Genomic DNA, 26,798 nt, shown 5'->3' on the forward strand with positions numbered 1-26,798 from the left:
CGAGCACCCCCATGCACATCAAAGAGCTCGTCCTCGACAATTTCAAGAGTTTCGGCCGGAAGACGCGAATCCCGTTTTACGAGGATTTCACCACCGTGAGCGGCCCGAACGGCTCGGGCAAATCCAACATCATCGACTCGATTCTGTTCGCGCTGGGTCTGGCCCGCACGTCGGGCATCCGCGCGGAGAAGCTGACCGACCTCATTTACAATCCCGGTCACCAGGACGGCGAGCGTGAGGGCGACGAGGAACGCGAAGCCAGCGTCGAAGTCATCCTCGACAACGCCGACGGGACCCTCGAACGAGGGACCGTCGTCAACGCCGCCGGCACCGAAGACGTGGGCGACTGTTCGGAGATTTCCATCAAGCGCCGCGTCAAAGAGACCGAGGACAACTACTACTCGTACTACTACATCAACGGCCGTTCGGTCAACCTCTCGGACATCCAGGACCTGCTGGCCCAGGCCGGCGTCACGCCCGAGGGGTACAACGTCGTCATGCAGGGCGACGTGACCGAAATTATCAACATGACCCCGCACGCGCGCAGGGAGATCATCGACGAGATCGCCGGGGTCGCCCAGTTCGACGCCAAGAAGGAAGACGCCTTCGAGGAACTGGAAGTCGTCGAGGAACGCATCGAGGAGGCCCAGCTCCGGATCGAGGAGAAACGGGACCGCCTCGACCAGCTCGAAGACGAACGCGAGACCGCCCTCGAGTATCAGGACCTCCGCGACGAAAAGGAAGAGTACGAATCCTACCGGAAAGCCGCCGAACTCGAGGACAAACGCGACGAACTCGACGCCGTGCGCGAGGAAATCGAGGAACTGGAGGACGAACTCGAGGACCTCCAGCGCGAACTCGACGAGCGCCAGGGCAAAGTCGTCCGTCTCGAAGAGGACCTCGAAGACCTCAACGCCGAGATCGAACGCAAAGGCGAGGACGAGCAGTTACGGATCAAACGCGAGATCGAGGAGGTCAAAGGGGAGATCTCGCGGCTGGAAGACGCCGTCGAGAGCGCCGAGGAAAAGATCGAGGACGCCGAGAACGAGCGCCGCCAGGCGTTCGTCCAGATCGACCGGAAACAGGAGGAGATCGACGAGCTGGAGGGCGACATCCGCGAGACGAAGGTCGCCAAGTCCGGCGTCAAAGCCGACATTCAGGAGAAAGAGGACGAACTCGCCGGACTGGAGGAGCGCATCGAGGAGGTCGGCGCGGAGTTCGAGGAGGTCAAAGACGAACTCGACGAGAAGCGGGCCGCCCTCGAGGACGAGAAAAGCGAGAAAAACGACCTCCAGCGCGAGCAGGACCGGTTGCTGGACGAGGCGCGTCGGCGCTCGAACCAGCAACGCGAGAAAGAGGAGGCCATCGAGGAGGCCGAGGCCCGGCTCCCCGAGATCGACGCCGAGATCTCCGATCTGGAGGACGAACTGGAGAAGGCCGCGGAGAACCGCTCGACCATCTCGGGCGTCGTCGAGGACCTCAAACAGGAGAAACGCGAACTGCAGTCCGACCTCGACGACATCGAGGACGAGATCTCGGCCAAACAGCAGGAGTACGCCGAACTCGAAGCCAAGGCCGGACAGGACGGCGACTCCTCGTACGGCCGGGCGGTGACGACGATCCTCAACGGCGGGATCGACGGCGTCCACGGCACGGTCGGCCAGCTGGGTGGCGTCGATCCCGAGTACGCGACGGCGTGTGAGACGGCGGCCGGGGGCCGGTTGGCCCACGTCGTCGTCGACGACGACGGCATCGGGCAACACTGCATCGAGTACCTGAAATCCCGCAACGCGGGGCGGGCGACCTTCCTGCCGATCACGAAGATGCAGCGACGGTCGCGCCCGAGCCTGCCGAGCCACGACGGCGTGGTCGACTTCGCGTACAACCTCGTCGACTTCGACAGCGAGTACGCGGGCATCTTCTCGTACGTGCTGGGCGACACGCTGATCGTCGACGACATGGAGACCGCCCGGGACCTGATGGGCGACTACCGGATGGTTACCCTCGAAGGCGATCTGGTCGAGAAGTCCGGTGCGATGACCGGCGGCTCCTCGAAGGGGACGCGCTACTCCTTCTCGGGTGGGCAGGGCCAGCTCGAACGCGTCGCCGCGCGGATCAACGACCTCGAAGACGAGCGCAAGTCGATCCGGTCGGACCTGCGGGACGTGGAGAACCGGCTGGACGACGCCCGCGACCGGAAGTCAGACGCGGCGGATCAGGTCAGAGAGATCGAAAGCGAGATCGAGGCCCTCGAAACCGAGCGCGAGGAGACCGAGACGAAGATCGAGCGGCTGGAGGCCGAACTCGACGAGATCGAGAAAGATCGGGAAGAGGTCTCCGACCGGATGGACGAACTCGAAGGCGAGATCGAGGAACGGACGGCCCGTATCGAGGCCATCGAGGACGAGATCGCCGAACTGGAGAGCGAGATCGAGGACTCGGAACTGCCGAAGCTGACGAGTCAGGCCGACGAGGTGCGCGAGGAGATCGCCGACCTCGAAGCCCGCCGCGACGATCTCGACGGCGACCTGAACGAACTGCAACTGGAAAAGCAGTACGCCGAGGACGCCATCGAGGAGCTCCACGACGACATCGAGGCGGCCCAGAACCGCAAGGCCGAGCAGGAGGAGCGGATCGAGGAGCTAGAGGGGAAGATCGACGAGCAGGAGGAACTGCTCGAGGAGAAAGAGGCAGCGGTCGCCGACCTCGAAGAAGAGCTGGCAGACCTCAAGGCGGAGCGTGAGGAGCTGAAAGACGACCTCAAGGAGGCGAAACAGGCCCGAGACGAACAGCAGTCGAAGGTCACCAGCGTCGAGGACGACCTCGCGGACTGCCGCGAGGAGGAAGACCGACTCGAGTGGGAAGTCGACGAACTCGAAGGGCAGGTCGGCGACTACGACCCCGAAGACGTGCCCGACCACGACGAGGTGGAACGCGAGATCGACCGCCTCGAAACCGAGATGGAGAAGCTCGAACCCGTCAACATGCTCGCAATCGAGGAGTACGACGAGGTGGCCGACGATCTCGACGACCTCGAAGGCAAGAAGGAGACTCTCGTCGAGGAGGCCGACGGCATCCGCGACCGGATCGAGACCTACGAGGCCCGGAAGAAGGAGACGTTCATGGATGCCTACGAAGGCATCAACGAGCAGTTCGAGGACATCTTCCAGCGGCTCTCGAACGGGACCGGGACGCTGCACCTCGAAGACGAGGACGACCCGTTCGACGGCGGGCTGACGATGAAGGCCCAGCCCAAGGACAAGCCGATCCAGCGGCTGGCGGCGATGTCCGGCGGGGAGAAGTCCCTGACGGCGCTGGCGTTCATCTTCGCCATCCAGCGGTACAACCCCGCGCCGTTCTACGCGCTGGACGAGGTGGACGCCTTCCTCGACGCCGCCAACGCCGAGATGGTCGGCGAGATGGTCGACGAACTCGCGGGCGACGCGCAGTTCGTCGTCGTCTCACACCGCTCGGCACTGCTGGAGCGGTCCGAGCGGGCTATCGGCGTCACGATGCAAGAGGACAACATCTCCGCCGTGACCGGCATCGACCTGAGCGAGATCGGCGGCGACGGCGACGAGGAGGTGCCCGCGGATGACTAGCGGAGAAGATGACGGATCGGACGAGGGGGACGATATCCCGCTGAACATCGCCGGGCACGAAGATCGGGAGCGACCCGACGGCGCGTCGTCGATGCTCGGCGGTGACGACGGAAGCGAGAGCGAGGATCGCGAGAGCGAAGCCGACGCCCCCGCCGTCGACCGACCGAAACCGCCGGGCGAGGAAGACGAGGACGACGTGCAACCGGTCGAAGTGCTGGTCCAGCTCGCCAAGGACGACGAGATCGAGCCGTGGGACATCGACATCGTGACGGTGACGGACAAGTTCCTCGACCGGCTGGACGAGGCGGACCTCCGAACGTCGGGTCGCGCACTGTTCTACGCGAGCGTCCTCCTGCGGATGAAAAGCGACGCGATGCTCAACGACGACGAGGACGAGGAGCCCGAACCCGAGCCCTGGGAGGCGGCGGCGATGGGCGAGGACACACCCATCGACCCGGAGGCCGATCCCTTCGCGTCGCTGGAGAAGGAGATGGACCGGCGGCTCGACCGGAAACGGGCCCGGGGGATGCCACAGACGCTGGACGAACTCGTGCGGGACCTCCGGGAGGCCGAGCGGGACACCTGGTGGAAAGAGTCCAGGGAGTACGACACGAGCGACAGTCCCAGCACGTACCAGCGCGGGACACAGGAACTGGACTACCGGAGCGGGGACGAGTTCCGGATGGACGACGAGCCGACGGCCGCGGACGTGACCGGAACGGCTCACGGCGAGGACATCGACGCGATCATCGACGACGTGTACGGGGCCTGCCTCGAACAGTGGGAAGCCGGCCGCGAGGAGGTCCTCTACGCCGAGATCGAGGGGGCGGGCGGCTCCCGGGTCGAAACCTTCCTCGGCCTGCTCTTTCTGTCCCACCGCGGGCAGGTCTACCTCCAGCAGGACGACCTGTTCGGCGACCTCTGGATCCAGGACCCCAACGCGGCCCAGGGTTCGGAAGAAGCCATCGCAGACTAGTTTTCGCGACGGGGCATCCAGAGCCCGTAGAGGAGACAGAGCAGTCCGACGACCGTACTCACGTCCGCGGCCAGCGACAGCGCGACGCCGAGAGTCGACCGCATCCCGGGTGCGAACGAGCCGGCGCGGTCGAGGACGAGATAGACGGCGAGCAGGACGCCACGGGTCCAGAAGGTGAGCAGGAAGCCGGTCGCGACGAACAGCATCGGCAGACTCTCGTTGCGCCGGTACCCCCGGAAGGCGATGTAACCGACCAGCAGGCCGAGGGCGGCGATGGCGACGGTGAACGCCGACGAGACGGGACCACTCGTCCGGGCCGCGAACTGGAGTATCGGGTCAGTCATCGGAGATCCTCCACGAACTGGGTGAAGCGGTCGGCCATGCGGTCCCGTCGGGACAGTCGGATCGTGAGGCCGTCCGCGGAGAGATCGACGACGACGCGGTCGAGGCTGGCGGTGTAGACCTTGTAGTGGTGGCCGTCGGCGTCGGCGCGGGTCTGTTCGGTGACCAGATCGTGCGCTCGCAGGTCCTCGAGTCGGCGGTAGATCGTCGGCGTGGACACGCCACAGCGGTCGCTGAGCGCGTCGGCCGACAGGGGTTGTGCGGCGGTCGCTTCGAGGATCGTCCGCGCGCAGTCGTCGGCCAGCAGCGTCGCGATGGCCTCGACATCGCTGTCTGCATCCACAGTACCACCACTCGGGGACCGAGTATCAACGCGGTTGCACGACTTCACTCGCTGAAACCGAGGCTGGCGGCTTATATCCATGGCCCGCCTCCCTCCGAGCATGGTCCCAATCAACGAAACGACCCTCGGACTGACCTTCGCCGTCCTCGGCGTGGTCTTCTCGGTCGCGTGGCTGGTCCTGGGCCTGTACGGCATCAACAGCCTCCGGGAAATCAAAGCGAAGCTGGACGAGCGTGAGGGCGAAAACGAACTGTAGCCGACCGGTCGTCACGCCGGACCTTCGGCGACCGTTATTCGTCGCGCTCGTCATCTCAACCCGCCAAGAACGGGTGGTTAACCGTCTCGACGTGGTACCCCCGAGCGGGATGGCAGAACACGACTTCGGCCCGTTCGGTTGGTTCTCGGCCGCGGGCTTCGTCATCCTGAGTCTGTTGTACGTCGTCGACGCGTGGGGTATCGCGGAGTGGCCAGTGTCACTCGCCGTGACCGGCGCAGTCGCGCTCCTGGCGGCCGCGGGCGCGATCCTGCTCTGGTACGGCAACGACCCGACCGCCTCCGAGGAGGAGTACGGCGCGACCGAGACGCGGTAACTGCGACCTTTCTTCGATTCCGAGCGACCCGGCGAAAGAGCTATGATCGTTCGTGTTGTATGGTAACGGTGAACATGACACCGACCAAATTCCAGGAGCGACTGGCCGAGACCGAAGGCCGGGTCGACACCGAGCGGTTCCTCCAGGCGCTCCAGTACGTCCGCGACGACGGACACCGGTAATCCCCTGGGCCGGTGACGCGGGGCGGCAAGCGGCTGGTCGGTGTGTGACCGGGAAACACCCGGATTTTATCTTTCGACGATCCGTCCCGAGGGGTAGATGTCGCCCTCCAAACCCGACAGACGGACGCTTCTGGAAGCGCTCGCGGCCGCCAGCGCACTCGGCCTGGCCGGCTGTTCCAGTGACGGCGGTGAGTCGACAGCCCCCGAGACGACCGATCCCGATGAGACACCGGGGACGGACACGTCCGTGGGGACCGAGACGGCAGACGGCGAGCCATCCGACGGTGACGGGACCGGCACCGAGGCGCTGGCGTCGGCGGCGCGGACGCTGGTGACACGGTGGGCAGACGGTGAGTACGAGGCGATGCGCGCGCAGTTCGCCGCGTCGGTGCGCGAGCAGGTCTCGGCCGAGCAGTTGCGCCGTGACTGGGCGACGATCACCGACGAGACCGGCGCGTTCGTGTCGGTCGCCGACACCAGCGCCACGACCAGTCGGGGCTACGACGTGGTGGTGGTCACGGTCCGGTTCCGCGGCGGCCAACAGCGGTTCAGCGTCGTCTTCGACGACGCCGGTTCGGTGATCGGCCTCCGGCCGGTACGGACCACCGAGGCGTACAGTCCACCCGCCTACGCCGACCAGTCGACGTTTGCGGAGCGGTCGGTCACGATCCGAGCCACCGACGACTGCTCGCTTGGCGCGACGTTCTCGGTACCCGACGGTGAGGGCTCGGTTCCGGGCGTCGTCCTCGTCCACGGTTCGGGCCCGCAGGATCGGGATTCGACCATCGGCCCGAACAAACCGCTCAAAGATCTCGCGTGGGGCCTCGCGAGCCGGGGGATCGCAGTCCTCCGGTACGACAAGCGGACCGCGGCCTGTCCGGTCGATCCGACCGAGGCGACACTGGACAGTGTGGTCACCGACGACGCCGTGGCCGCGGTGGAGACGCTCCGGAATGCCGACCGCGTGCGCGACGACGACGTGTTCGTCGTCGGCCACAGTCTCGGCGGGATGGTCGCACCGCGGATCGCGACCCGGGTCGACGGGCTGGCCGGCATCGCGATGCTCGCGGCTCCGGCGCGCTCGTTCGGGACGCTGTTCGTCGCACAGACGGAGTACCTCGTGGAACTCGACGGTACCGTGACCGACGCGGAGCGGGCACGGCTGGCGGAACTCCGCGAACAGGTCGAGCGCGCACAGTCGGGCGAGATGGCGGCCGACGAGACGATCCTCGGCGGCGGGCGGGCCTGGTGGGAGAGTCTCGGCGCGTACGATCAGGTCGAGACGGCCGCTGGCCTGTCCCGTCCGACGTTCGTCCTCCAGGGTGGTCGGGACTACCAGGTCGACGCCGAGGCGGACTTCGGGCGCTGGCGGGACGCCCTCGGCGGGCGCGAGTCCGTCCGGTTCGCGGAGTACCCGCGTCTGGATCACCTGTTCATGCCGGGCGAGGGTCCGTCGCGGCCGGCCGACTACGACGAACCGGACAACGTGGCCGAGGGGGTCGTGTCGGACCTGGCGGACTGGATCGGTCGGGTGGCGTGAGACCGCGTCGCGTACCGCCGGTAGCTTGATCCGACCCCTCTCCGAACCCGGAGGCATGGACACGCGACAGGCGCTTCTGGTCGACGCGTTCACCGACGAGCCCCTGGCGGGCAACCCCGCGGGCGTCGTGCCCGACGGCGACGGCCTCGACGACGAACAGATGCAGGCCATCGCGTCGGAACTGGGCGCGAGCGAGACCGCGTTCCTGCGGTCCTCCGAGGATGCAGACCGGGCGGTCCGCTACTTCACGCCCGAGACCGAAGTGGACATGTGCGGACACGCGACCATCGCGAGCCACGCGTATCTCTACGAACGCGACGAGATCGACGCCGGCGACCACACCCTCGAAACCGAGGCCGGCGTCCTCGATATCGAGGTCACCGAGGACGGCGGCGTCTGGATGACCCAGAACCAGCCGGAGATCCGCCGGGTCGATCTGGACTACGACCGGATAGCCGACGCGCTCGGCGTCGACGTGGCGGCGCTGGAGGACGTGGGCGCGGACCTCCCGCTGGCCCGCAGCACGACCGGTCTGCCCTTCCTGGTGATCCCGGTGAACTTCCTGGAACACCTGAGCGACCTCGACCCGGACATGGCGGCCATCGCCGAGTTGAGCCGCGAGGTCGACACCGCCGGCGTCTACGCCTTCACCTTCGACACGCTCGAACAGGAGTCGACGCTACACGGGCGGATGTTCGCGCCGAAGGCGGGCGTGCCCGAGGACCCCGTGACGGGGACCGCCAGCGGCGCGGTCGGGGCCTACCTGCGGGAGTTCCAGGCCTTCGACGATCTGCCCGACGAGATGATCTTCGAGCAGGGACACTTCGTCGACCGGCCGGGGACGGTGTACGTCCGGGTCGGCGCGGAGGTCGAGGTCGGCGGGTGGGCGGTGACCGCGATGGACGGCGATCTGGTGGTTCCGGAGACCGAAGACGACGACATCATCGAGGTCTGAATTCCGGCGTTCTGGGACTTCTATCTCCTGTTTCGACCTTCGTCGGGTGGCAAGCGTTGCACCCAAGCCGCGGTTCGGAACCTTCTTTATCGGTGTTCTGTACTTCCCAGGTGAGGACATGGCTGTACTCTGGCTGGACGAAATCGGGGCAGACGACCTCGAGTCGGTCGGCGGGAAGGCGGCCTCGTTAGGGGAACTGACGGCCGCAGGCCTGCCGGTTCCCCCGGGGTTCGTCGTCACAGCGGGGACCTACCGACGATTCATCGAGGAGACAGGCATCGACGAAGAACTGTTCGAGGCGGTCGACGTGGACGCCGAGGACTCGAAGGCGCTGGCCGAGGCCGAGGCGCGCGCACAGGAACTCATTCTGGAGACGGAGATGCCCGAGGACCTGCGCGAGGAGATTCTGGCCTCCTACGAGGAGATCGGCGACGACGAGGCGTTCGTCGCGGTGCGTTCCTCGGCGACCGCCGAGGACCTGCCCGACGCCTCGTTCGCGGGCCAGCAGGAGACGTTCCTGAACGTCACCGGGCAGGACCTGCTCGACCGGGTCAAGCGCTGCTGGGCCTCGCTCTTTACCCAGCGGGCCACCTACTACCGGCAGGAGCAGGGCTTCGCCCACGACAAGGTCGACATCGCGGTCGTCGTCCAGCAGATGGTCGAGGCCGAGAAGTCGGGCGTGATGTTCACGTCCCACCCCTCGACCGGCGAACCCAAGGTCATCATCGAGGCCGCCTGGGGCCTGGGCGAGGGCGTCGTCTCGGGTTCGGTCACGCCGGACAACTACGTGATCGACCGGGAGAGCGGCGCGGTGACCGACGTGGAGGTCGCCGACAAGAAGACGATGTACGCCAAGGACCCCGAGACCGGCGAGACCAACGAACGGCCCGTGCCCGACGAGAAGCGCAACGAACGGGTCATCGACGAGGCCGAGATCGAACGCCTCGTCGAACTCGGCGAGCGCGTCGAGGACCACTACGACACCCCACAGGACGTGGAGTGGGCCATCTTCGAGGGCGAAGTGTACATGCTCCAGTCCCGGCCCATCACCACGATCTCCGAGGGCGGCGAGTCGGCCGCCACCGCCGACGGCTCCGGCGCGGCGGCCGCCACGGCCGAGGAGGAGGACGTGCTGCTCTCGGGTCTGGGCGCGAGTCCGGGCATCGCCTCGGGCGCGGTGCGGATCGTCGACAAGCTCGACCAGCTCGACAAGGTCGGCGAGGGCGACATCATCGTCACCGAGATGACGACGCCGGACATGGTGCCCGCGATGAAACGCGCCGCCGGCATCGTCACCAGCGAGGGTGGGATGACTTCCCACGCCGCCATCGTCGCGCGCGAACTCGGCGCGCCCGCCGTCGTCGGGACCGGCGGGGCGACCGACGCGCTCGAAGACGATCAGCTGGTCACCCTGGACGGTGACAAGGGGACCATCCGCGAGGGCGTCGAGACCGAAGACGAGACCGAACCCGTCGAGGAGGTCCGGCCGCAGGCCCCCGTCAAGCCCATGACGGCGACGGAGGTCAAGGTCAACGTGTCGATCCCCGAGGCCGCAGAACGCGCCGCGGCGACCGGTGCCGACGGCGTCGGCCTGCTCCGGATCGAGCACATGATCCTCTCGACGAACAAGACCCCCGAGCGCTACATCGAGGACCACGGCGAACGCGCCTACATCCAGGAGATCGTCGACGGCGTCCGCGGGGTCGCAGACGAGTTCTACCCGCGCCCGGTCCGGGTCCGCACGCTGGACGCCCCGACCGACGAGTTCCGCCAGCTCGAAGGCGGCGAGAACGAGCCCGAGGAACACAATCCCATGCTCGGGTACCGGGGCATCCGTCGGAGCCTCGACACGCCGGCGGTGTTCAAACACGAACTCGAAGCCTTCCGCCAGCTGTTCGAGATGGGCTACGACAACGTCGAGATCATGTTCCCCCTCGTCAACGACGCCGAGGACGTGCTGCGGGCCAAGCGCCTCATGGAGGAGGCCGGCATCGACCCCGAGAAGCGCTCCTGGGGTGTGATGATCGAGACGCCCGCCGCGGCCCTGGGCGTCGAGAAGATGGCCGAAGCGGGCATCGACTTCGCCTCCTTCGGCACGAACGACCTGACCCAGTACACGCTCGCCGTCGACCGCAACAACGGCAACGTCGCCGACCGGTTCGACGAACTCCACCCCGCCGTCCTCGATCTCATCAGCCAGACCATCGAGACCTGCCGCGACCACGACGTGAACACCTCGATCTGTGGCCAGGCCGGCTCCAAGCCCCGGATGGTCAAACACCTCGTCAACGAGGGTGCGACCTCCATCTCGGCCAACATCGACGCCGTTCGCGACGTCCAGCACGAGGTCAAGCGCGTCGAGCAGAAACTCCTGCTCGACTCGGTGCGGTAGACAGCCAGCCGCGAACTCGACTTTCGCCCGTTTTCAGAACAGCTCGAACTTGTCCCGCCGGTAGAGGTCGATCTCCGCGGCCATCGAGGGTGACTGTTTCGCCGCGAAGACGATCGCCGCGGCGATCTCGGCGGGTTCGCTGGCCTCGCCCTCGTCGAACCGCTCTTTGAACGGCGTGCCTTCCTCGTAGCCGAACTCCGTGCGGACTTCCGCGGGGTTGACGACGGTCACGGCGAAGTCGTCGCCGACCTGCGCGGAGAGGCTCTTGGCGAACCCGCGGGTCCACCACTTGCTGGCGGCGTAGACGGGATTGGACGGGCGCGGGTACTCGCCGGCGAAACTCCCCAGGAAAACCATCGTCCCGCCCGAGTCCCGGAGGTACGGGATGGCGGCGCGGGCGGCGAAGAACATCCCGTCGACGTTGGTGTCCATCATCGTCCGGTACTGTTCGGTGGTCATGTCCTCGATGGGGCCGCCGCGGGCGAGCCCGGCGTTGTTGACCAGCACGTCGAGGCCGCCGAACTCCTCGACCGTGGCGTCGACGAGGGCCGCCACGGCGTCCTCGTCGGTCACGTCGGTCGGGACGGCCAGCGCGGCGGTGTCGTACTCCTCGCGGACGGTCGCGGCGATATCGTCGAGTCTGTCCTCGCTCCGGGCGGCGAGGACGACGTTCGCGCCCTCCCGAGCGAGTGCGTGAGCGGTCGCGCGACCGATGCCCGCGCTCGCGCCGGTGACGACCGCGGTGTCGCCGTCGAGTGAACTCCGTAGCATCGCTCACGGCTACGGCGGGGCAGTTGTTAACCGTTCGTGCCGTCGCGGTAAACAGCGTATATACTGCGGTGGCGAGTGGTGAACAGAGCGCAACCCCTAAGCCGGTGCCATCACTTGTGACCAGTATGCAGCGGGTCGAACCGCAGGACTTCAGCCGCGTTCTCTCCTCGATGTGTACCAAGCCACATCCAGCGGCCCGCGAGGCCGCCGAGGAGTTTCTGGCGACGAATCCCGGCGACCCGGGCACCTACGAGACGGTCTCGGAACTCGAAAAAGAGGCCGTCGACATGCTCGGGACGGTCACCGGCCTCCCGAATCCCGCGGGGTACATCACCTCCGGCGGGACGGAAGCCAACATCCAGGCGGTTCGCATCGCCCGCAACCGGGCCGACACCGACCGGCCGAACATGGTCGCGCCCGACAGCGCCCACTTCTCGTTCAACAAGGCCGCGGACATCCTCAACGTCGAGTTGCGGACGACGCCGACCGACGCGGACCACCGCGCCGATCCCGACGCCGTCGCCCAGGCCGTCGACGAGGACACGGTCGTCGTGGTCGGCGTCGCCGGCTCCACGGAGTACGGCCGCGTCGATCCGATCCCGGAGCTGGCCGATATCGCCAACGAGGTCGACGCGCTCTGTCACGTCGACGCCGCCTGGGGCGGGTTCGTCCTGCCCTTCACCGACCACCGGTGGCACTTCGGCCACGCGGACGTCGACACGATGACCATCGACCCGCACAAGATGGGACAGGCCGCCATCCCCTCCGGCGGGCTGGTCACGCACTCGAAGTCCCTGCTGGACGAACTCGCCGTCGAGACGCCGTATCTGGAGTCGAAATCGCAGGCGACGCTGACCGGGACCCGGAGCGGGGCGGGCGTCGCCAGCGCCGTCGCCGCGATGGACGCGCTGTGGCCGGTCGGCTACCGCGAGCAGTACCACGAGTCGATGGCCAACGCCGAGTGGCTGGCCGACCGGCTGGCCGCCCGGGGCCACGACGTGGTCGAACCGGAACTGCCAATCGTCGCCGCCGACATGTCGATGCCCGTCACGGAGGACCTGCGCCGCCGCGGCTGGCGGGTCACCAAGACCGGCGCGGGCGAGATGCGGGTGGTCTGTATGCCCCACGTCACGCGGTCGATGCTGCGGTCGTTCGTGGCCGAACTCGACTGGTTCTGACGGGCGAGTGCGGCCCCGAAATTTCCCGAGCGCTCCGGAGAACAAATATGAAAGCTTACACCAGCGGCACAAAAATCGCCGCGTAGTGCCCGCCGCCACGCTCGCGGTCCTGGAGTGGTTCCTCCAGTTCGAGATCGTCGAACAGGCGATCCGGACAGCGACGGGTCCGGCCGGACTGGGCATCATCGCCGTCTACTCGTTTCTGATCGCCTTTATCCTCCCGCTGCCCAGCGAAGTCGTCCTCGCGACGCCGCTCAACCTCGGCCTCCCGTACTCGGTCGAGATCGGCCTCATCGTCCTCGTCAGCGGCCTCGGGAAGGCGGCCGGGAGCGTCTTCGCGTTCCACCTCGGGCAGGAGGCCAAACAGTCCGGTCCGGTGATCCGCTTTTTGCGCCGGTCGCGGTTCGACGTGGTGGAGTGGTCCGAGAGCAAGACCGTCCAGCTCGCCCAGAAGTGGGGGTACGTGGGGCTTGCGCTGGCCCTCTGTGTCCCCGGCTTCCCCGACACGCTCTCTATCTACGCCTTCACCGTGCTGGAGGAGGACTACGTCAAGTTCGCGCTGGCGACGTTCGCGGGCAGTGTGGGCCGCCTGCTCGTGACCATCTCCTTCGGGGCGGCCGCGTTCGCGATCATCTGACTTTGGTTCGTGCCGAAACGACCGAAAGCTATTCGACCGTCCCCGTAGAAATGACAACCAGATCGGGGGATGGAATCACAGCCCACAGCCCAGTCGGTCCGGGATCGTCCGCGGGCGCTCGTACTGGCGTCGTCGGCCGACGTGGCGGCGAACGACCTCTGTGTCGACCTGCTTTCGAGTGACAGTCCCGAGCGCCAGCGCGTGCTGTCGCTGTCGTACACGCGCCGGCCGACGCGACTCGTCGACCACTGGCGAGCGACCCACGACGCACTGCCGGCGTCGATGGCCATCGTCTGCCCGGAGTCCCGCGCCGACGGGGACCCGCCGGAGGGGGTCCACACGACACACGTCCCGGCCAGCGACCTCACGGGCGCGAGCATCGCCATCTCGCGGTATCTGGACCGCTGGGACGGCGACGGCGAGCCCATCACGGTCTGTCTGAACTCGCTGACCTCGTTGCTCCAGTACGCCGACCGCGACCGCGTGTTCCGCTTCCTGCACACGATCACCAGCCGGTGTCTGGCGGTCGACGCGTCCGTCCACGCCCACCTCGACCCCGCGACACAGGACGAGCAGACGGTGGCGACCATCGCGACGCTGTTCGACACCGTCGTCCGCCGCGAGGACGGCGAGGGCTGGACCGTCCAGCAGTAGCGTCGACCCGCCCGCGAACCGGCGGGTTTTAGGCCGTTTGTCGGGACCGTAGGGATATGAGCCACGAGGCATTCCCCACCGACAATCCCGCGGTGGTGACCGTCGGGTTGCCCTACGCCAACGGCGACCTGCACGTCGGCCACCTCCGAGGGTACGTCACCGGTGACACGGTCGCCCGCGCGCTCCGTCGCGTCGGCCAGCAGACCGCCTTCGTCTGCGGGTCGGACATGCACGGGACACCCATCGCCGTCAACGCCGCCGAGGAGGGCGTCTCGCCGGAGGAGTTCGCCATGGAGTACCACGAGGAGTACGCGGAGACCTTCCCGAAGTTCAACGTCGACTTCGACAACTACGGGCACACCCACGACGAGACGAACGTCGAGACGACCCGGGAGTTCGTCCGCTCGTGGATCGACGACGACCACGTCTTCGAGAAGGCGATCCAGGTCGCCTACGACCCCGACGCCGACCAGTGGCTCCCGGACCGACTGGTCGAGGGGACCTGCCCCTACTGTGGCGAACACGCTCGCGGCGACGAGTGTGACGAGGGGTGCCAGCGCCACCTCGAACCCGGCGAGGTCGAAGACCCCGTCTCGACGCTCACCGGCAACCCCGCCGAGTACCGCGAGCGCGACCACAAGTTCCTGCGCCTCTCGGACTTCCAGGACTACCTCCAGGCGTTCATCGACCGCGTCGAGGGCACCGACAACGCGAAGAACCAGCCCCGGGAGTGGATCGAGGGCGACCTGCAGGACCTCTGTATCACGCGGGACATGGACTGGGGGATCGACTATCCGGGCGAGGACGGGGAGTCCGAAGACCTCGTGCTGTACGTCTGGGTCGACGCACCCATCGAGTACGTCTCCTCGACCAAGCAGTACACCGAGCGAGTCGGCGCCGAGGAGTACGACTGGGAGGAAGTCTGGAAAGTCGAGGACGAGGGCGAACTCACCGGCGCGGACAACGGCGAGATCGTCCACGTCATCGGCCGGGACATCATCCAGCACCACGCCGTGTTCTGGCCCGCCATGCTCCGGGGCGCGGGCTACAACGAGCCCCGGGCGATCCTGGCGACGGGCTTCGTCGGCATCGACGGGAAGGCCCTCTCGACCTCGCGCAATCGCGCGGTCTGGGCCGACGAGTACCTCGACGAGGGGTTCCACCCCGACCTGTTCCGCTACTACATGATAAACGGGAGCGGGATGGAGACGGACGTGGACTTCTCCTGGGACCGCTTCGCCGAACGGGTCAACGGCGAACTGGTCGGGAACCTCGGGAACTTCGCGTACCGGTCGCTGCTGTTCGCTCACCGCAACTACGACGGCACGCCCGACGTGGCCGTGAGCGACGACGTGCGCGAGCGGATCGAGGAGTCCGTCGAGGCGTTCGAGGCGGCGCTCAACGACTACCGCATCCGTGACGTGGGCGCGGCCGCGGTCGAACTCGCGGACTTCGGTAACGAGTACATCCAGCGCAACGAGCCCTGGAAGCTCACCGACGACGACCCCGAGCGGGCCGCGCAGGTCATCCGGGACTGCGTGCAACTCACGAAGGCCTGTGCCGTGTTGATGCAGCCGGTCATGCCCGAGAAGGCCGCCGACCTCTGGAGCCAGCTCGGCGAGGACGGCTCCGTCCACGAGACGGCGCTCGACGACGCGCTGGCCACGCCCCCGGCCGAATTCGGCGAGCCCGACGAACTGTTCGGCAAGATCGAGGACGAGCGCATCGCCGAGTTGAACGAGAAACTCCAGGAGCGCGTCGAGGAAGCGACAGAGGACGACGAGGCCGACGGCGACACTACCGACTTCGAACCCGAGGCGCTGGCCGACGAGCGGATCGGCTTCGAGGACTTCGGCGATCTCGACATGCGCGTCGGGCAGATCGAGGTGGCCGAGCCCATCGAGGGGGCCGACGACCTCGCGCGGCTGGAGGTCGACATCGGCGTCGAGACCAGACAGGTCGTCGCCGGCATCAAGCAACTCCACGATCTCGACGAGTTGCCGGGCGAGCGGTGTATCCTGCTGGCGAACATGGAGCAGGCCGAACTGTTCGGCGTCGAGTCCAACGGGATGATCCTGGCGGCCGGCGACGAGGCCGACCTGCTGACGACCCACGACGACGCGCCGCTCGGGTCGAAGGTCCAGTAGCGCGGTCGACGGACCGACTGCGGACGCGGACCGTGTGCTTTTGGTCGTGAGGGTAGTACGGTCGTGTATGTCCGAGGCGGACGACGAGAGTGGCTGGAAATTCGAACTGGAGGACCTGCCCGAGGACGAGAGCGACGGGGCAGCAGGGGCCGACAGCGGCGAGGACGAAGCCGGCGAGGCGGGCGACGGTGACGAGGGGAACGTCGCCGGGTCGATGGTCCTCGACCAGCCGCTCGAACCGGGGTCGCCGTCGATGGAGAACACGGTGTTCGTCCTGCTCGGCGCGCTGTGTACCGTCCTGTTTTTCCTCATGGTACTCGGCGTGATCTGACCCGCCGACCCCGAAGCTTAACCCCTGGGCAGCCCTACCCGCGGGTATGGTATCCTGGTTACTCGCACAGGCCTCGGTCCTGGGACAGGACCTCGCCTTGCTCCTCGTGGTCGCGGGGGCGGGGCTGGTGATCGCCGAGGCGCTGGCCCCCGGTGCCCACTTCATCGTCCTGGGCGTCGCCCTCCTGGTCGCCGGCATCGCCGGCCTCCTCTTGCCGACGAGTATCGGCATCTTCGCGCCGCTGGTCCTGGCGGCGCTGGTGCTGGTCGTCGGCGGGATCACGCTCTACGGCTACCGGCAGTTCGACTTCTACGGCGGGAAAGGCACCGGCCAGACGAGTTCCTCGGACGACCTGCGTGGCCAGACCGGCCGCGTCACCGAGCGGGTCACCGAGACGGGCGGCGAGGTGAAGCTCGACGACGGCGGGTTCAACCCGCTCTACCGGGCCCGGTCGGTCGACGGCGAGATCGCCGAGGGCACCGAGGTCATCGTCATCGACCCCGGAGGCGGGAACGTCGTTACGGTCGAAGCCATCGACGATATCTCGGACGACATCGACCGCGAACTCGCACAGGAGGCCAGCAAGCGAGACGCCGAGGCCGGCGAACCGGACGCGGACCCGGACGCGGCCTGACCGACGGCGGCCGGCGGTGGTGAGGATCGTGCCACGGAGTGGCGCGAGAGGGGGAACAGCTGGTCGGTAACCACGCCGGAACCGCTGGACAGCGATGGGCCATTCGACGAGCGGTCCGCAAGAATACTAACAGCCCGAATCGTGGCTAGTGTGGTCGTGGTCGAACCATGTGTTCCAACAGACCGGTGGACAGCCGAGCCACCGTCCGACACCACGACCGTGTTCTGACTGTCGCGGCGACTGGAGGGGAGTATGAGTAGCGAATTCGCGCTCGACGTGGACCGCCGCACCCACGACAGGCCGATCCCGACCGATCGGATGCACTTTCTGGCCAACCAGGCCGCCGATGCGTCCAGACAGTTGCCCTCGGGCCAGCGCGTCCTGATCGACGCCGTGGACAACCTCACGGGCAACCCGAAGCGGCTCACCTTCGAAGGGGGCGTCTCGACGGCCGGGTTCACGTCGACGGGCCACCCGGAACGACAGCGCTTCGTGGCCCGGGCTCTCGACGCGCTCCGGGAACTCGACGACTACGGCCTCCTGGGCATGACGGCGGACCCGGCCCAGGAGGCCGAACTCGCGCCCGAGTTCCAGCCGACGCGGACCAGCGGCGACCGGACGCTGGTGACGGTACGCCAGGAGTTCAGGGATCTACCGGTGTTCGACTCGGCGAAGACCGTCCAGTTCGACGGGCGCGGACAGCTGGCGGCGATGTCCGGCCGCTTCGTGACGACGCCGGTCGGCGAGGTGCCCGACACGCCGTCGGTGAGCGTCGAAACGGCGGTCGAGGCGGCGGTCCGACACGTCGTCAGGGCGCGCGAACAGCAGGGCGAGCGGACCGACGAGTTCGGGGAGACGACGGCGCCGCCGGACATCGACCTGGCGGCGCTCGAACCGATGGCACTGGCGACGTTCGACGAGATTCGATCACGGCCGACGGTCGTCACTGCTGGGCCGTTCGACGACCCGTTCAAGTGCAAACTCCTGTGGTTCGACCTCGACGGGGAGCTCAGGCTGGCCTGGGAGGTCCGCGTGACGATGCCCAACGGGGTCGAACAGTACCGGGCCATCGTGGACGCGGCCGACGAGCGGGTGTTGTACTGCAAGCCGCTCCACTGGGAAGTCGGGGCCCGCGGGAACGTCTACCCGGAAGACGGCGGGCAGAGTCGGGAACTCCGGCCGTTCCCGGAGGAGTTCGGGCGCGTTCCGACCGACGTGTTACCGGACGACCTCCCCAGTGACTTCCCGTTCGATTGGGTCGACGACGACGTGACGGCGGGCAACAACGTCGACGTGCAGGTCGCGGTGGACGGCGACTGGGAGCGCGCGAGCGGGACCGAGCGCGACGGCGTTCTGACGTTCGATCCGGACGATCCCTCGAGTAGCGAGCAGTACGCCGTCAACGCCTTCTACTGGTGTAACCTCATGCACGACTACTTCTACCTGCTCGGGTTCCGGGAGGAAGACGGCAACTTCCAGCAGCGAAACCGGCAGGGCCGGGGTGTCCCCGGGGATCACGTCCGGACCCGTATCTTCCCGGGACGGGTCTGGGGAACGGCGAACATGCGGACGGAGGTGGCCGACGGGCACGGGCCGATCATGCAACTGGGGGAAGTGACCCACACCGGCCGGCACACGGCGCTCGACCTGAGCGTCGTGGGCCACGAGTGGGCACACGGCCTGACCCGGCGGCTGATCGGGGCGCTCGACGCACCGCAGAGCCGCGGTCTCGCCGAGGGGTGTAGCGACTACGTGGCCTGTACGTTCATGGACGAGGTGGTCGCCGGGTCCTGGGTCCTCGACGACGCCGACGGCATGCGCAAGTACCGCTACGACGAGTCGTTCCCCGACGACTTCGGCGACCTGGGAACCGGGCGGTACACGACCGGGAGCGAACACAACATCGGCGAGATCTGGTGTGCGACGTTGCTGGAGGTCAACCGGAACGTGGGGCACGAACTCGCCATGCAACTGTTCGTCGACGCCTGCAAGATCGCGCCGGAAAACCCCAGCATGCTCGATCTGCGCGACGCGTTCGTCACGGCGCTGGAGGACCTGGCCGCCTCGGGCGACCTCTCGCCGGTGGTGGCCTACGCCGTCCGCCGGGGGCTCTGGGCCGCGTTCGCGAAGTTCGGGATGGGACCACTGGCCAGCTCGAACGGGGCACAGCTGTCGGGTATCGCGGCGGACCACTACGAGACCGAGGACGGGATCGTGGCGATGGCGCCGCTGGAGAGCGGGACGGGGTACTGGTACGTCGACGGCGAGGGTGGCGTCTACCGCTACGGCGACGCGGCCTTCCACGGCTGGGCCGGCGGGTACGAGATTCCGGCCCCGGTCGTCGACATCGCCGGGACGAACACCGACGACGGCTACTGGCTCGCGGGTGCCGACGGCTCCGTCTACCCGTTCGGTGACGCGACCGCGTTCGCGCCCCAGTCGAACCGGCCGTTCGACGGCTCGGTCGTCGCGTTCGGCGCGACGCCCGACGACAGCGGCTACTGGCTGGCGACCGAGAACGGCGACGTGCACGCGTACGGGCAGGCCGTGTCGCCGCCGTCCGTGTCCGACCAGGTCGCGGACGGGTCCGTCGTGGACATGGAACCGACGCCGGACGGTGGCGGCTACTGGCTGGTGGACGCCAGTGGCACCGTCCTGTCGGCGGGGACCGCCCCGGCGGTCGACAGCGTGACCGGCACGCCGTCCGCGCCGCTGTCGGCGATGGCGGCCCTCCCCAGCGGTCGCGGGCTCTTTCTCGCGTACGAGGACGGGACCGTGATCACCTTCGGCGGTGCGGTCAACCTGGGCCAGCCACAGGGCCCGCCGTACACGCCGGTCGTCGACGTGGCCGTGACGCCCAACGGGAACGGCTACTGGCTGTGCTGTGCCGACGGCTACGCCTACCGGTTCGGGAACGCACAGCGGTACCCCGCGCGGCCGGTCAGGACGGACATGATCGACTTTACGGGCACGGACATCACCGACCGGGAGCGGCGACTCATCGAGGAAACGCCGACGGCCTGAGACGGCTCAGCCCGTCGGCACGACCATCTCGGTCGGGCGATCTATTTCGCGGTAGTCGAGGCCGGCGTCGGTCAGGACGGTCCCGAGGGCCTCCATCCCGCGTTCGAGCGAGTACCCGACGCCGTCGATGTGTTCGTTGCCGTTCTCCGTCGGTTCGAGTTCGCGGTGGGCCTGGAGTTCGACGGCCCCATCGGGGGCCTGCCAGCCCCGGACGTGGGTCTGCCACCAGACGAACAGTCGGTCGCCGACGACCTCCCGGTCGTACTCGACGCGGGCCAGGTTCAGGACCTCGCCGCGCTTGTAGTAGGAGAACTCCCAGTTCGGGGCGAAGTACGCCCGCCCCAGCGCCGCCTCGACCTCCCCGAGCGGTGCGTCGACGACGTAGTAGGGACCGCTCGGTCGTGGCGCCTGAAACAGGTGTTTTCGCAGCTGGAAGTACGTCGTACGGAGGTCGGCGAACGGGATTCTGATAACGTCCCAGAGACTCATGCTGTGGGGTGGACCGGTGCGTTCGAAAAGCAGTGCCCCGACGGCGCGTTCGGGAGCGACCCCGTGAACGGTCACCGCGACCGCGGCGATCCGTCACGACGGGGCCGGTCGTCCGGCGCGTCTCAGTACTGCGGGTGGGCCGGCTGTGCGAACCCTTGCTGGCCCATTCCCTGCTGGCTCATCCCCTGCTGGCCCATTCCCTGCGGGGCGAACCCCTGTTGGGCCGACCGGATGATCCCGTCGACCAGTTCGATGAGCTTCGGCGCGAGGTTCGAGAGCGTGCGGCCGATGTTGAAGCCCCAGCCCTGTGCGCCCGTCTGCTCTAGCTGGTGGGGTTCCATCCCGGAAAAGCCCCTGACGGCGTTGGCGATCTTCCCGACCGTATCGACCACGGTGGGAATCAGACTGACGAGGCTCAGCCAACCAAAGCCCTGCTGGTCGCCGGTCTGTGGCACCGTCGGTACCTGCTGGTGCTGCCCGCCCTGCTGCTGGGTCGGCGGTTGTTGACCGCCCTGTTGCTGGGTCGGCAGCTGCTGGCCGCCCTGTTGCTGGGACGGGTACTGCTGGCCGCCCTGCTGGAGACGGCCCTGCTGGGACCCCTGCTGTTGTCCGTAGGCCTGTGCTCCGCTCTGTGGGACCGGGATCGACGATCCGTACTGCTGGGACGATCCGGTCGACGCCGACTGCTGTGGCTGTAGCTGTTGTGACATTGGATTTCACTCCGGTTCGTGGCTCCCCCGCCGCGGGGGGCATTTCCTACACCGATGAAAGGGATAAACCGCGACGGTCGTTCATCGTCGGAACAACTCCCTTATCCGGATTTGTGCAGAGATTACCGGCCGGCACAACAGTTCCGGCCGGGATTGGGGCAACCGGACCCGCCGTCGTGGGAACGCGGGGCCGGCGAGGGTGACGCCCGGTCGGCATCAACCGGCGGGCAGTCACTGTCGGGACCAGTGGCGGCGCTAGAACTGCGGGACCGCCGGCTGACCGAACGGTTGTGCCGACGGATCGCCGAACTCCTCGCGCATCGCCTGATTGAGTTCTTGTCGGGTCGAACGGATCACATCATCCACGACCGAGACGAGTTGCGGAACGGTCGTCAGGATGTACCGACTGAAGTCGAAGCCGAACCCCTGGGCGTTCGTCTGTGCCAGCTGCTGGGGTGCCATCCCGGAGAATCCCCTGACGGTGCTGGCGATCTCGGCGATGGTGCCGACCAGACTACCGACCGTCTTGACGCCCTTGACCACTTTCTTTCCGACTTTCTTGAGCGCGCGCCCGACTTTCTTCAGCCAGCCCCACGCCTGCGGATCGACGCCGGCCGGCGGTTGCTGTCCCTGGACGGGCTGGACCGGCGGGTGCTGATACTCCTGTACAGGGTGCTGGTATTCCCGTGCTGGCTCCCCGCGCTGTCGGGAACCGCGCTCGGTCGTCGCCGGTCGCTGTGGGTTCTGAAGCTGTTGTGACATAGTGTTTCAGCCGTCCACTCCCTACGGGAGCGGGCAGTCCGTACCACGACCGGCCAGATAAATGCCGCCCGTCGTTCACCCGGGTAGGCCGGTCAATCCCCAGACGGGACGGGACCCCTCGAAACTGAAACGCGGCCAGTTTCGGCTGGCCTGGGCCAGCCCCGACTGGACTCCCGTCCAGCCTGCCCGAGACTATTTTAAGTTCGTACAGAAATACAGCCCACATTCGACAGTACCCCGAAGTAGAATCGCGTATTATTCCCCTTATACCCAATCTTTATTACCTTCCCCGGACATGCGTGTAGATGTAATGTTCAGACGACGACGGGCGTACAGGAACGGGAGACACGCCGCACGTTCGTGCAGTTCCCGTGTGGCGAGAGGGGCCGCCGGCGCGACCGGCACCAGGAGGTGGTCGGCGAGATAGTCACCCGTCATAGTGCGCTGTCAGCGACGACGTGGCTGGTCACCACTGGTGTCAGTGGTTCCGTTGTCCACGAGCGTGGCGAGCCCCCACGTCGGCTCGCTTCTCTCCGGTTTCGCTCCCCCCAACCCAACCATCACGGAGCCACTTACCCGACCGTACCGAACCCTTCTGCGTTCCCGTCCGGTGTCGTTCGCGATGCCCAACCACCAGCGAGACCACCGGACCCCAGGGGACCGAACCCTTTTCTGTTGTTCGTCCGAAGGTCGAAGCAATGCTCCCCGCGACAGTGCTACAACTCGGCGGTGGTGTAGTCAGCATCGTCCTGATACTGGTGTTGCTGATCGCCGTGGTCACCGTCTACCAGATGGTGGAGATCGTCAACGCCTACGAGAAGCGCGCGCTGACGGTCTTCGGTGAGTACCGGAAACTCCTCGAACCGGGGATCAACTTCGTGCCCCCGTTCGTCTCCCGCACGTACGCCTTCGACATGCGGACCCAGACGCTGGACGTACCCCGGCAGGAGGCGATCACCCGTGACAACTCGCCGGTGACCGCCGACGCCGTGGTCTACATCAAGGTGATGGACGCGAAGAAGGCGTTCCTCGAAGTCGACGACTACAAACGCGCCGTCTCGAACCTCGCCCAGACCACCCTCCGTGCCGTGCTGGGCGACATGGAACTGGACGACACCCTGAACAAGCGCCAGGAGATCAACGCGAAGATCCGCCGCGAGCTCGACGAACCCACCGACGAGTGGGGGATCCGCGTCGAGTCCGTCGAGGTCCGCGAGGTCAACCCCTCCCAGGACGTCCAGCAGGCCATGGAACAGCAGACCTCCGCCGAGCGCCGCCGCCGCGCGATGATCCTCGAAGCGCAGGGTGAACGCCGCTCCGCCGTCGAGAAGGCCGAAGGTGACAAGCAGTCCAACATCATCCGCGCACAGGGTGAAAAGCAGAGCCAGATCCTCGAAGCACAGGGTGACGCGATCTCGACCGTCCTCCGGGCGAAATCCGCCGAGTCGATGGGCGAACGCGCCGTCATCGAGAAGGGGATGGAGACCCTGGAGAACATCGGCCAGGGCGAGTCGACGACCTTCGTCCTGCCCCAGGAACTCTCCTCGCTGGTCGGTCGCTACGGCAAGCACCTCACCGGCAGCGACGTACAGACCAACGGCGAGGGGACGCTGGACAGCCTCGACTTCGACGACGAGACCCGCGAGATGCTCGGCCTCGACGACATCGAGGAGATTCTCGGCCAGATCGACGAGGAGGCCGAGGTCGACGTGGAGGCCATGGAGGAGCAGGCCCAGGCCGTCAAACACGGCGACAACCCCGCCGAGATCAAAGACCCCGACGAGGTCATCGACGAGATGGACGACGAGTTCGCCGGCGGCGACGGCGGGAGCGGGGCCACCAGCGACGACGACTCGCAATCGGACGGCAAGTAGTCGGTTCGGAGAGTAGTCGAAGGCGTTTTATCCTCGTCTTACCAACCCATAGCCATGCCTGAGGAGGGGGTGGACGAGTCCAAGCGGTCGACACTGCGCCGGTTCGCAGCCATCGGCGCGGCCAGCCCCCTCGCTCGCTTCCAGTCCGACGGGACGAGTGACAGCGACGCCCCCGACGCCATCGCGGGCTACGTCGCCGCCACCCCCGGCGCACACTTCTCGAAACTCCGCGACGACCTGCAACTGGGCACCGGCGAGGCCCAGCACCACCTCCGCCGACTGGTCCGTGCGGGTGTCGTCGAGAGCCGGAAGGACGGCGACTATCGCCGGTACTTCCCGGCCGACCGCTTTTCCGATTTCGAACAGGTAGCCCTGGGTTACCTGCGCCGGGAGACCCCGCGGGGGATGCTCGTGGCGCTGTTGCGCGATCCGGCGTTGACTGCGGGTGGCCTCGCCGACCGACTGGGCGTCTCGACGCCGACGATCAGCAAGTACGGGAGCGAACTCGAGACGGCGGGCCTGCTCTCGCGGACGGACGGCTACGCCGTCGAGCGGCCGGAGACGATCATGCTCTTGCTCGTGCGCTACGCCGACTCGTTCGGCTCCGACGCCGCGGCGCTGGCGGCCGAGGCCGATACGCTACTCAGTTACGACGGCTGAAGAAAACGAGCGAACGCGAACGTGGGTTTCAGGACGTGACTTTCCAGGTCGTCGAGGAGGAGTACCCCCACTTCTCCACGTCGACCTCGAAGTCGCCGTTCTGGATGGCGGGCATGTTGGTGCCGACTTCCTTGGCGGACATGTCGAGCGCGTCGCCGATGAGGCGTGACTTGAAGTAGGTCTGTGTGTCGGCGTTCTCCCGGAGGTACTCGAGGATGCGGGACTGCTTTTCGGAGAGGCTGGTCTGTGCCTGGGCCGTCGCGGTCGCGGTTGCGCTCATACCAACGTGTACGGTAAGGTTCCCTTTAGCGGGTTTGGTACAGACGGTTAACCGGCCGCTGTCGTGCGGTTTTTCGGACTGGTCGGAGAGAGAACGGTCCGGGATCGAAGCCGAGACGGGTACGTTGGTACAGGTGGGTAACGCTCAGATGTCCTCTTCGATGATCTCGCCGACCGCGAAGTTGGACTTGACCTCGGTGATCTCGACTTTCACGCGTTCCCCGATCTCGGCACCGGGGACGATGATGACGTAGCCGCGTTCGACGCGGGCGATCCCGTCGCCCTGCTTGCCGATGTCCTCGATCTCGACGTAGCGGATCTCGCCGGCCTCGACCGGGGGCTGGGGTTCTGAGGATGGCGTTTCGGGTTCCTCCTCGGACACCTCCTCGCGCTCGCTCTCGATGAGCGCCACCCGGTAGGTGTCGCCGGCCTCGACCGAGCCGGTATCGAGTTCGCGCTGTGGTACCTCGATCACGTACCCGTCCTCACTCCGCTCGACTTCGGCGCTGAACAAACACAGGAGTTTATCAGATATCTCCAAGGTTAGACCTCCATGGGCATGTGGGAGGCCTATAGTAAAGACTTTGCCCGTGACTCGGCCCCTGACGGGCGCTCCGTCCTCAGTCCAGCGGCGTCCCGTCCGGTCGCTTCTGTCCCTCCGAGTCGTGGACGACCACCTCACCCGGGCCCGTCTCGACCGGTTCGTACGCGTCCCGGACCGCGATGGCCTCCTCGACCTCCCGGACCGCCCGCTCTTTCAGCGCCGCGGCCAGCTCCTCGGCCTCGGCCCGGGAGATGTCGCGGCCCAGCCCCTCGCACTCGTGGGCCCGGACCATCCCTGCCGAATCGACGGCCTCGCCCATCGGTTGACTGGTCCCGCCGAGTGCGACGGAGAACGGGTAGGTCCGACAGATCAGTGGCCGATCCTCGTGGACCGTGCAGGCCCCGGTCCCCGACTCGTCCTCCGAATAGAACGTGCAGTCCCCGCAGTCGTCGGTCTGGAGCGCCCACTCGAAGGTCTCGCCCTCGGGACCCTCGGGACCGTCTTCGAGGCCGTAGGGCATCGGACGGGCCACGTCCCGGAAGTCGTACTCCTGGTCGCCGGCGTCCTGCACCCGCCGGATCTCGTCCGGGAAGACCGTCGCCGTGTGGGATTCGGGCTCGGCGTTGCCGTCGCCGTCGTCGCTACCCGCACAGGTTTCGGCCTTGCAACAGGCACCACAGCGGGTACACTCGAAACCGATCTCGACGATGGCGTCGGCGAGAGCCGCCACGTCGAGGTCGCGCGCCCGGTCGAGTTCGGCTTCGAGACTCTCCATACACGCCCTTGCCGGCCGACGCGCAAAAGCGGCGCGACTCCACGCGCCGGCCTCGGACTCGCCGTGCCCCCCGCCCGCCTCCAGTGCCTCGACGGGATGTCCGGGTGTATACATCGTATCACATGGTATACGACACTGGTCGCGACCGACTGGGGAGGTGACCGCGACCGTCGTGGCGTGGCGGAACTGTCCGAGATCGTCGGGATCGACTCCGGCGGCCTCCCGGGCGGTCTCGATTCCGTCGAGGCCGCCCCGGCTCTGATCGTCGGTCGTCGGTACGTTCGCCGTCGTCGGCCCCGCGCCGACCAGTACCACCACGTCGGTGAAGGTCCCGCCGACGCCGACACCCAGTCCAAGGGCGCGGTCGTCTCCGGCCGTGTCCCGCCAGTCGGGCCGACGACGGGGCG

General features: G+C 67.1%; 25 protein-coding genes and 1 pseudogene. 16 read left to right on the top strand and 10 right to left on the bottom strand.

Features of this window, described 5'->3' with window-relative positions; genetic code table 11:
- Window positions 1–11 precede the first annotated feature (11 nt).
- Window positions 12–3,602 (top strand): chromosome segregation protein SMC, encoded by a 3,591-nt coding sequence (gene smc, locus ACOZ4N_RS10530; RefSeq protein ID WP_424019882.1) that lies wholly within the window; start codon window positions 12–14, stop codon window positions 3,600–3,602.
- Complete coding sequence (locus tag ACOZ4N_RS10535) at window positions 3,595–4,578, top strand: segregation/condensation protein A (RefSeq protein WP_424019883.1); 984 nt, start codon at window positions 3,595–3,597, stop codon at window positions 4,576–4,578. The genes smc and ACOZ4N_RS10535 overlap by 8 nt, the downstream gene beginning before the upstream one ends.
- On the opposite strand, the gene ACOZ4N_RS10540 is transcribed toward ACOZ4N_RS10535, so the two are convergent.
- Together ACOZ4N_RS10540 and ACOZ4N_RS10545 are read right to left on the bottom strand one after the other, a co-directional pair.
- Entirely contained in the window at window positions 4,575–4,922 is a 348-nt protein-coding gene (locus ACOZ4N_RS10540; RefSeq protein WP_424019884.1) for a hypothetical protein, read from the bottom strand. The two genes, ACOZ4N_RS10535 and ACOZ4N_RS10540, sit on opposite strands and share 4 nt — an antisense overlap.
- Window positions 4,919–5,263, bottom strand: coding sequence for an ArsR/SmtB family transcription factor (locus tag ACOZ4N_RS10545; protein ID WP_424019885.1), 345 nt, complete (start codon window positions 5,261–5,263; stop codon window positions 4,919–4,921). The genes ACOZ4N_RS10540 and ACOZ4N_RS10545 overlap by 4 nt, the downstream gene beginning before the upstream one ends.
- A gap of 100 nt (window positions 5,264–5,363) precedes the next feature.
- Here ACOZ4N_RS10545 and ACOZ4N_RS10550 point away from each other — a divergent pair, with 100 nt between their 5' ends.
- The 5 genes from ACOZ4N_RS10550 to ppsA all read left to right on the top strand — a co-directional run bounded on the left by ACOZ4N_RS10550 (window position 5,364) and on the right by ppsA (window position 10,922).
- A complete protein-coding gene (locus ACOZ4N_RS10550; RefSeq protein ID WP_424019886.1) occupies window positions 5,364–5,519 on the top strand; it encodes a hypothetical protein in 156 nt (51 codons plus the stop codon).
- Between the two features lie 109 nt (window positions 5,520–5,628).
- Window positions 5,629–5,853, top strand: a complete 225-nt coding sequence (locus ACOZ4N_RS10555) for a hypothetical protein (RefSeq protein ID WP_424019887.1) — start codon at window positions 5,629–5,631, stop codon at window positions 5,851–5,853.
- Window positions 5,854–6,132: 279 nt separating this feature from the next.
- Entirely contained in the window at window positions 6,133–7,575 is a 1,443-nt protein-coding gene (locus tag ACOZ4N_RS10560; RefSeq protein ID WP_424019888.1) for an alpha/beta hydrolase, read from the top strand.
- Between the two features lie 55 nt (window positions 7,576–7,630).
- Window positions 7,631–8,530: a PhzF family phenazine biosynthesis protein gene (locus tag ACOZ4N_RS10565; protein ID WP_424019889.1), complete on the top strand. Its 900-nt coding sequence runs from the start codon at window positions 7,631–7,633 to the stop codon at window positions 8,528–8,530.
- A 118-nt stretch (window positions 8,531–8,648) separates the two neighbouring features.
- Entirely contained in the window at window positions 8,649–10,922 is a 2,274-nt protein-coding gene (gene ppsA / locus ACOZ4N_RS10570; protein WP_424019890.1) for a phosphoenolpyruvate synthase, read from the top strand.
- 33 nt (window positions 10,923–10,955) lie between these two features.
- Here the strand turns inward: ppsA and ACOZ4N_RS10575 are convergent, their stop codons facing one another.
- The gene (locus ACOZ4N_RS10575) at window positions 10,956–11,693 is read right to left on the bottom strand and encodes an SDR family oxidoreductase (protein WP_424019891.1); all 738 of its coding nucleotides are present in this window, start codon (window positions 11,691–11,693) and stop codon (window positions 10,956–10,958) included.
- 125 nt (window positions 11,694–11,818) lie between these two features.
- Between ACOZ4N_RS10575 and mfnA the strand changes: the two genes are divergently transcribed.
- The 7 genes from mfnA (at window position 11,819) to ACOZ4N_RS10610 (ending at window position 20,298) form a co-directional block, all read left to right on the top strand.
- The gene (gene mfnA, locus ACOZ4N_RS10580; protein WP_424019892.1) at window positions 11,819–12,871 is read left to right on the top strand and encodes a tyrosine decarboxylase MfnA; all 1,053 of its coding nucleotides are present in this window, start codon (window positions 11,819–11,821) and stop codon (window positions 12,869–12,871) included.
- A gap of 85 nt (window positions 12,872–12,956) precedes the next feature.
- On the top strand, window positions 12,957–13,508 hold the full coding sequence (locus ACOZ4N_RS10585; RefSeq protein WP_424019893.1) for a YqaA family protein: 552 nt from the start codon (window positions 12,957–12,959) through the stop codon (window positions 13,506–13,508).
- A gap of 69 nt (window positions 13,509–13,577) precedes the next feature.
- Window positions 13,578–14,162, top strand: coding sequence for a DUF7504 family protein (locus ACOZ4N_RS10590; protein ID WP_424019894.1), 585 nt, complete (start codon window positions 13,578–13,580; stop codon window positions 14,160–14,162).
- A gap of 56 nt (window positions 14,163–14,218) precedes the next feature.
- Complete coding sequence (gene metG / locus ACOZ4N_RS10595; RefSeq protein WP_424019895.1) at window positions 14,219–16,309, top strand: methionine--tRNA ligase; 2,091 nt, start codon at window positions 14,219–14,221, stop codon at window positions 16,307–16,309.
- A gap of 67 nt (window positions 16,310–16,376) precedes the next feature.
- On the top strand, window positions 16,377–16,640 hold the full coding sequence (locus tag ACOZ4N_RS10600) for a DUF7312 domain-containing protein (protein ID WP_424019896.1): 264 nt from the start codon (window positions 16,377–16,379) through the stop codon (window positions 16,638–16,640).
- 46 nt (window positions 16,641–16,686) lie between these two features.
- The gene (locus tag ACOZ4N_RS10605; protein ID WP_424019897.1) at window positions 16,687–17,274 is read left to right on the top strand and encodes an NfeD family protein; all 588 of its coding nucleotides are present in this window, start codon (window positions 16,687–16,689) and stop codon (window positions 17,272–17,274) included.
- Window positions 17,275–17,526: 252 nt separating this feature from the next.
- Window positions 17,527–20,298 carry a M36 family metallopeptidase gene (locus ACOZ4N_RS10610; RefSeq protein ID WP_424019898.1) on the top strand — a complete coding sequence of 924 codons (2,772 nt, stop codon included), beginning with the start codon at window positions 17,527–17,529 and terminating at the stop codon, window positions 20,296–20,298.
- Window positions 20,299–20,304: 6 nt separating this feature from the next.
- Here the strand turns inward: ACOZ4N_RS10610 and ACOZ4N_RS10615 are convergent, their stop codons facing one another.
- From ACOZ4N_RS10615 to ACOZ4N_RS10625, 3 genes are all read right to left on the bottom strand, one after another.
- Window positions 20,305–20,787, bottom strand: a complete 483-nt coding sequence (locus ACOZ4N_RS10615) for a hypothetical protein (RefSeq protein ID WP_424019899.1) — start codon at window positions 20,785–20,787, stop codon at window positions 20,305–20,307.
- A 122-nt stretch (window positions 20,788–20,909) separates the two neighbouring features.
- Entirely contained in the window at window positions 20,910–21,497 is a 588-nt protein-coding gene (locus tag ACOZ4N_RS10620; RefSeq protein WP_424019900.1) for a hypothetical protein, read from the bottom strand.
- A gap of 255 nt (window positions 21,498–21,752) precedes the next feature.
- A complete protein-coding gene (locus ACOZ4N_RS10625; protein WP_424019901.1) occupies window positions 21,753–22,259 on the bottom strand; it encodes a hypothetical protein in 507 nt (168 codons plus the stop codon).
- Between the two features lie 698 nt (window positions 22,260–22,957).
- Between ACOZ4N_RS10625 and ACOZ4N_RS10630 the strand changes: the two genes are divergently transcribed.
- Complete coding sequence (locus ACOZ4N_RS10630; protein ID WP_424019902.1) at window positions 22,958–24,133, top strand: SPFH domain-containing protein; 1,176 nt, start codon at window positions 22,958–22,960, stop codon at window positions 24,131–24,133.
- Between the two features lie 54 nt (window positions 24,134–24,187).
- Window positions 24,188–24,793 (top strand): winged helix-turn-helix transcriptional regulator, encoded by a 606-nt coding sequence (locus tag ACOZ4N_RS10635; protein ID WP_424019903.1) that lies wholly within the window; start codon window positions 24,188–24,190, stop codon window positions 24,791–24,793.
- A 28-nt stretch (window positions 24,794–24,821) separates the two neighbouring features.
- Here ACOZ4N_RS10635 and ACOZ4N_RS10640 read toward each other — a convergent pair whose 3' ends face one another.
- The 4 genes and pseudogenes from ACOZ4N_RS10640 to ACOZ4N_RS10655 form a co-directional block, all read right to left on the bottom strand.
- Window positions 24,822–25,073, bottom strand: coding sequence for a DUF7123 family protein (locus tag ACOZ4N_RS10640; RefSeq protein ID WP_424019904.1), 252 nt, complete (start codon window positions 25,071–25,073; stop codon window positions 24,822–24,824).
- A 144-nt stretch (window positions 25,074–25,217) separates the two neighbouring features.
- Window positions 25,218–25,613 (bottom strand): TRAM domain-containing protein, encoded by a 396-nt coding sequence (locus tag ACOZ4N_RS10645; RefSeq protein ID WP_424019905.1) that lies wholly within the window; start codon window positions 25,611–25,613, stop codon window positions 25,218–25,220.
- Window positions 25,614–25,692: 79 nt separating this feature from the next.
- Window positions 25,693–26,391, bottom strand: a complete 699-nt coding sequence (locus tag ACOZ4N_RS10650) for a YkgJ family cysteine cluster protein (RefSeq protein ID WP_424019949.1) — start codon at window positions 26,389–26,391, stop codon at window positions 25,693–25,695.
- 147 nt (window positions 26,392–26,538) lie between these two features.
- A pseudogene (locus tag ACOZ4N_RS10655) lies at window positions 26,539–26,742 on the bottom strand (hydantoinase/oxoprolinase N-terminal domain-containing protein); the annotation flags it as partial.
- Between the last annotated feature and the right edge of the window lie 56 nt (window positions 26,743–26,798).

It is taken from the genome of Halorientalis pallida, assembly GCF_049605515.1.
In the GTDB taxonomy this organism is placed as follows: domain Archaea; phylum Halobacteriota; class Halobacteria; order Halobacteriales; family Haloarculaceae; genus Halorientalis; species Halorientalis pallida_A.

Bases quoted from the DNA above. Each gene is read 5' to 3' on its own strand.
- ACOZ4N_RS10555 (WP_424019887.1), top strand. From the start codon at position 5,629: ATGGCAGAACACGACTTCGGCCCGTTCGGTTGGTTCTCGGCCGCGGGC.
- ACOZ4N_RS10560 (WP_424019888.1), top strand. From the start codon at position 6,133: ATGTCGCCCTCCAAACCCGACAGACGGACGCTTCTGGAAGCGCTCGCG.
- ACOZ4N_RS10630 (WP_424019902.1), top strand. From the start codon at position 22,958: ATGCTCCCCGCGACAGTGCTACAACTCGGCGGTGGTGTAGTCAGCATC.
- ACOZ4N_RS10620 (WP_424019900.1), bottom strand. From the start codon at position 21,497: ATGTCACAACAGCTACAGCCACAGCAGTCGGCGTCGACCGGATCGTCC.
- ACOZ4N_RS10550 (WP_424019886.1), top strand. From the start codon at position 5,364: ATGGTCCCAATCAACGAAACGACCCTCGGACTGACCTTCGCCGTCCTC.
- ACOZ4N_RS10565 (WP_424019889.1), top strand. From the start codon at position 7,631: ATGGACACGCGACAGGCGCTTCTGGTCGACGCGTTCACCGACGAGCCC.
- ACOZ4N_RS10575 (WP_424019891.1), bottom strand. From the start codon at position 11,693: ATGCTACGGAGTTCACTCGACGGCGACACCGCGGTCGTCACCGGCGCG.
- smc (WP_424019882.1), top strand. From the start codon at position 12: ATGCACATCAAAGAGCTCGTCCTCGACAATTTCAAGAGTTTCGGCCGG.
- ACOZ4N_RS10600 (WP_424019896.1), top strand. From the start codon at position 16,377: ATGTCCGAGGCGGACGACGAGAGTGGCTGGAAATTCGAACTGGAGGAC.
- ACOZ4N_RS10590 (WP_424019894.1), top strand. From the start codon at position 13,578: ATGGAATCACAGCCCACAGCCCAGTCGGTCCGGGATCGTCCGCGGGCG.
- ACOZ4N_RS10635 (WP_424019903.1), top strand. From the start codon at position 24,188: ATGCCTGAGGAGGGGGTGGACGAGTCCAAGCGGTCGACACTGCGCCGG.
- ACOZ4N_RS10625 (WP_424019901.1), bottom strand. From the start codon at position 22,259: ATGTCACAACAGCTTCAGAACCCACAGCGACCGGCGACGACCGAGCGC.
- ACOZ4N_RS10615 (WP_424019899.1), bottom strand. From the start codon at position 20,787: ATGAGTCTCTGGGACGTTATCAGAATCCCGTTCGCCGACCTCCGTACG.
- ACOZ4N_RS10540 (WP_424019884.1), bottom strand. From the start codon at position 4,922: ATGACTGACCCGATACTCCAGTTCGCGGCCCGGACGAGTGGTCCCGTC.
- mfnA (WP_424019892.1), top strand. From the start codon at position 11,819: ATGCAGCGGGTCGAACCGCAGGACTTCAGCCGCGTTCTCTCCTCGATG.
- metG (WP_424019895.1), top strand. From the start codon at position 14,219: ATGAGCCACGAGGCATTCCCCACCGACAATCCCGCGGTGGTGACCGTC.
- ACOZ4N_RS10610 (WP_424019898.1), top strand. From the start codon at position 17,527: ATGAGTAGCGAATTCGCGCTCGACGTGGACCGCCGCACCCACGACAGG.
- ACOZ4N_RS10650 (WP_424019949.1), bottom strand. From the start codon at position 26,391: ATGGAGAGTCTCGAAGCCGAACTCGACCGGGCGCGCGACCTCGACGTG.
- ppsA (WP_424019890.1), top strand. From the start codon at position 8,649: ATGGCTGTACTCTGGCTGGACGAAATCGGGGCAGACGACCTCGAGTCG.
- ACOZ4N_RS10640 (WP_424019904.1), bottom strand. From the start codon at position 25,073: ATGAGCGCAACCGCGACCGCGACGGCCCAGGCACAGACCAGCCTCTCC.
- ACOZ4N_RS10605 (WP_424019897.1), top strand. From the start codon at position 16,687: ATGGTATCCTGGTTACTCGCACAGGCCTCGGTCCTGGGACAGGACCTC.
- ACOZ4N_RS10535 (WP_424019883.1), top strand. From the start codon at position 3,595: ATGACTAGCGGAGAAGATGACGGATCGGACGAGGGGGACGATATCCCG.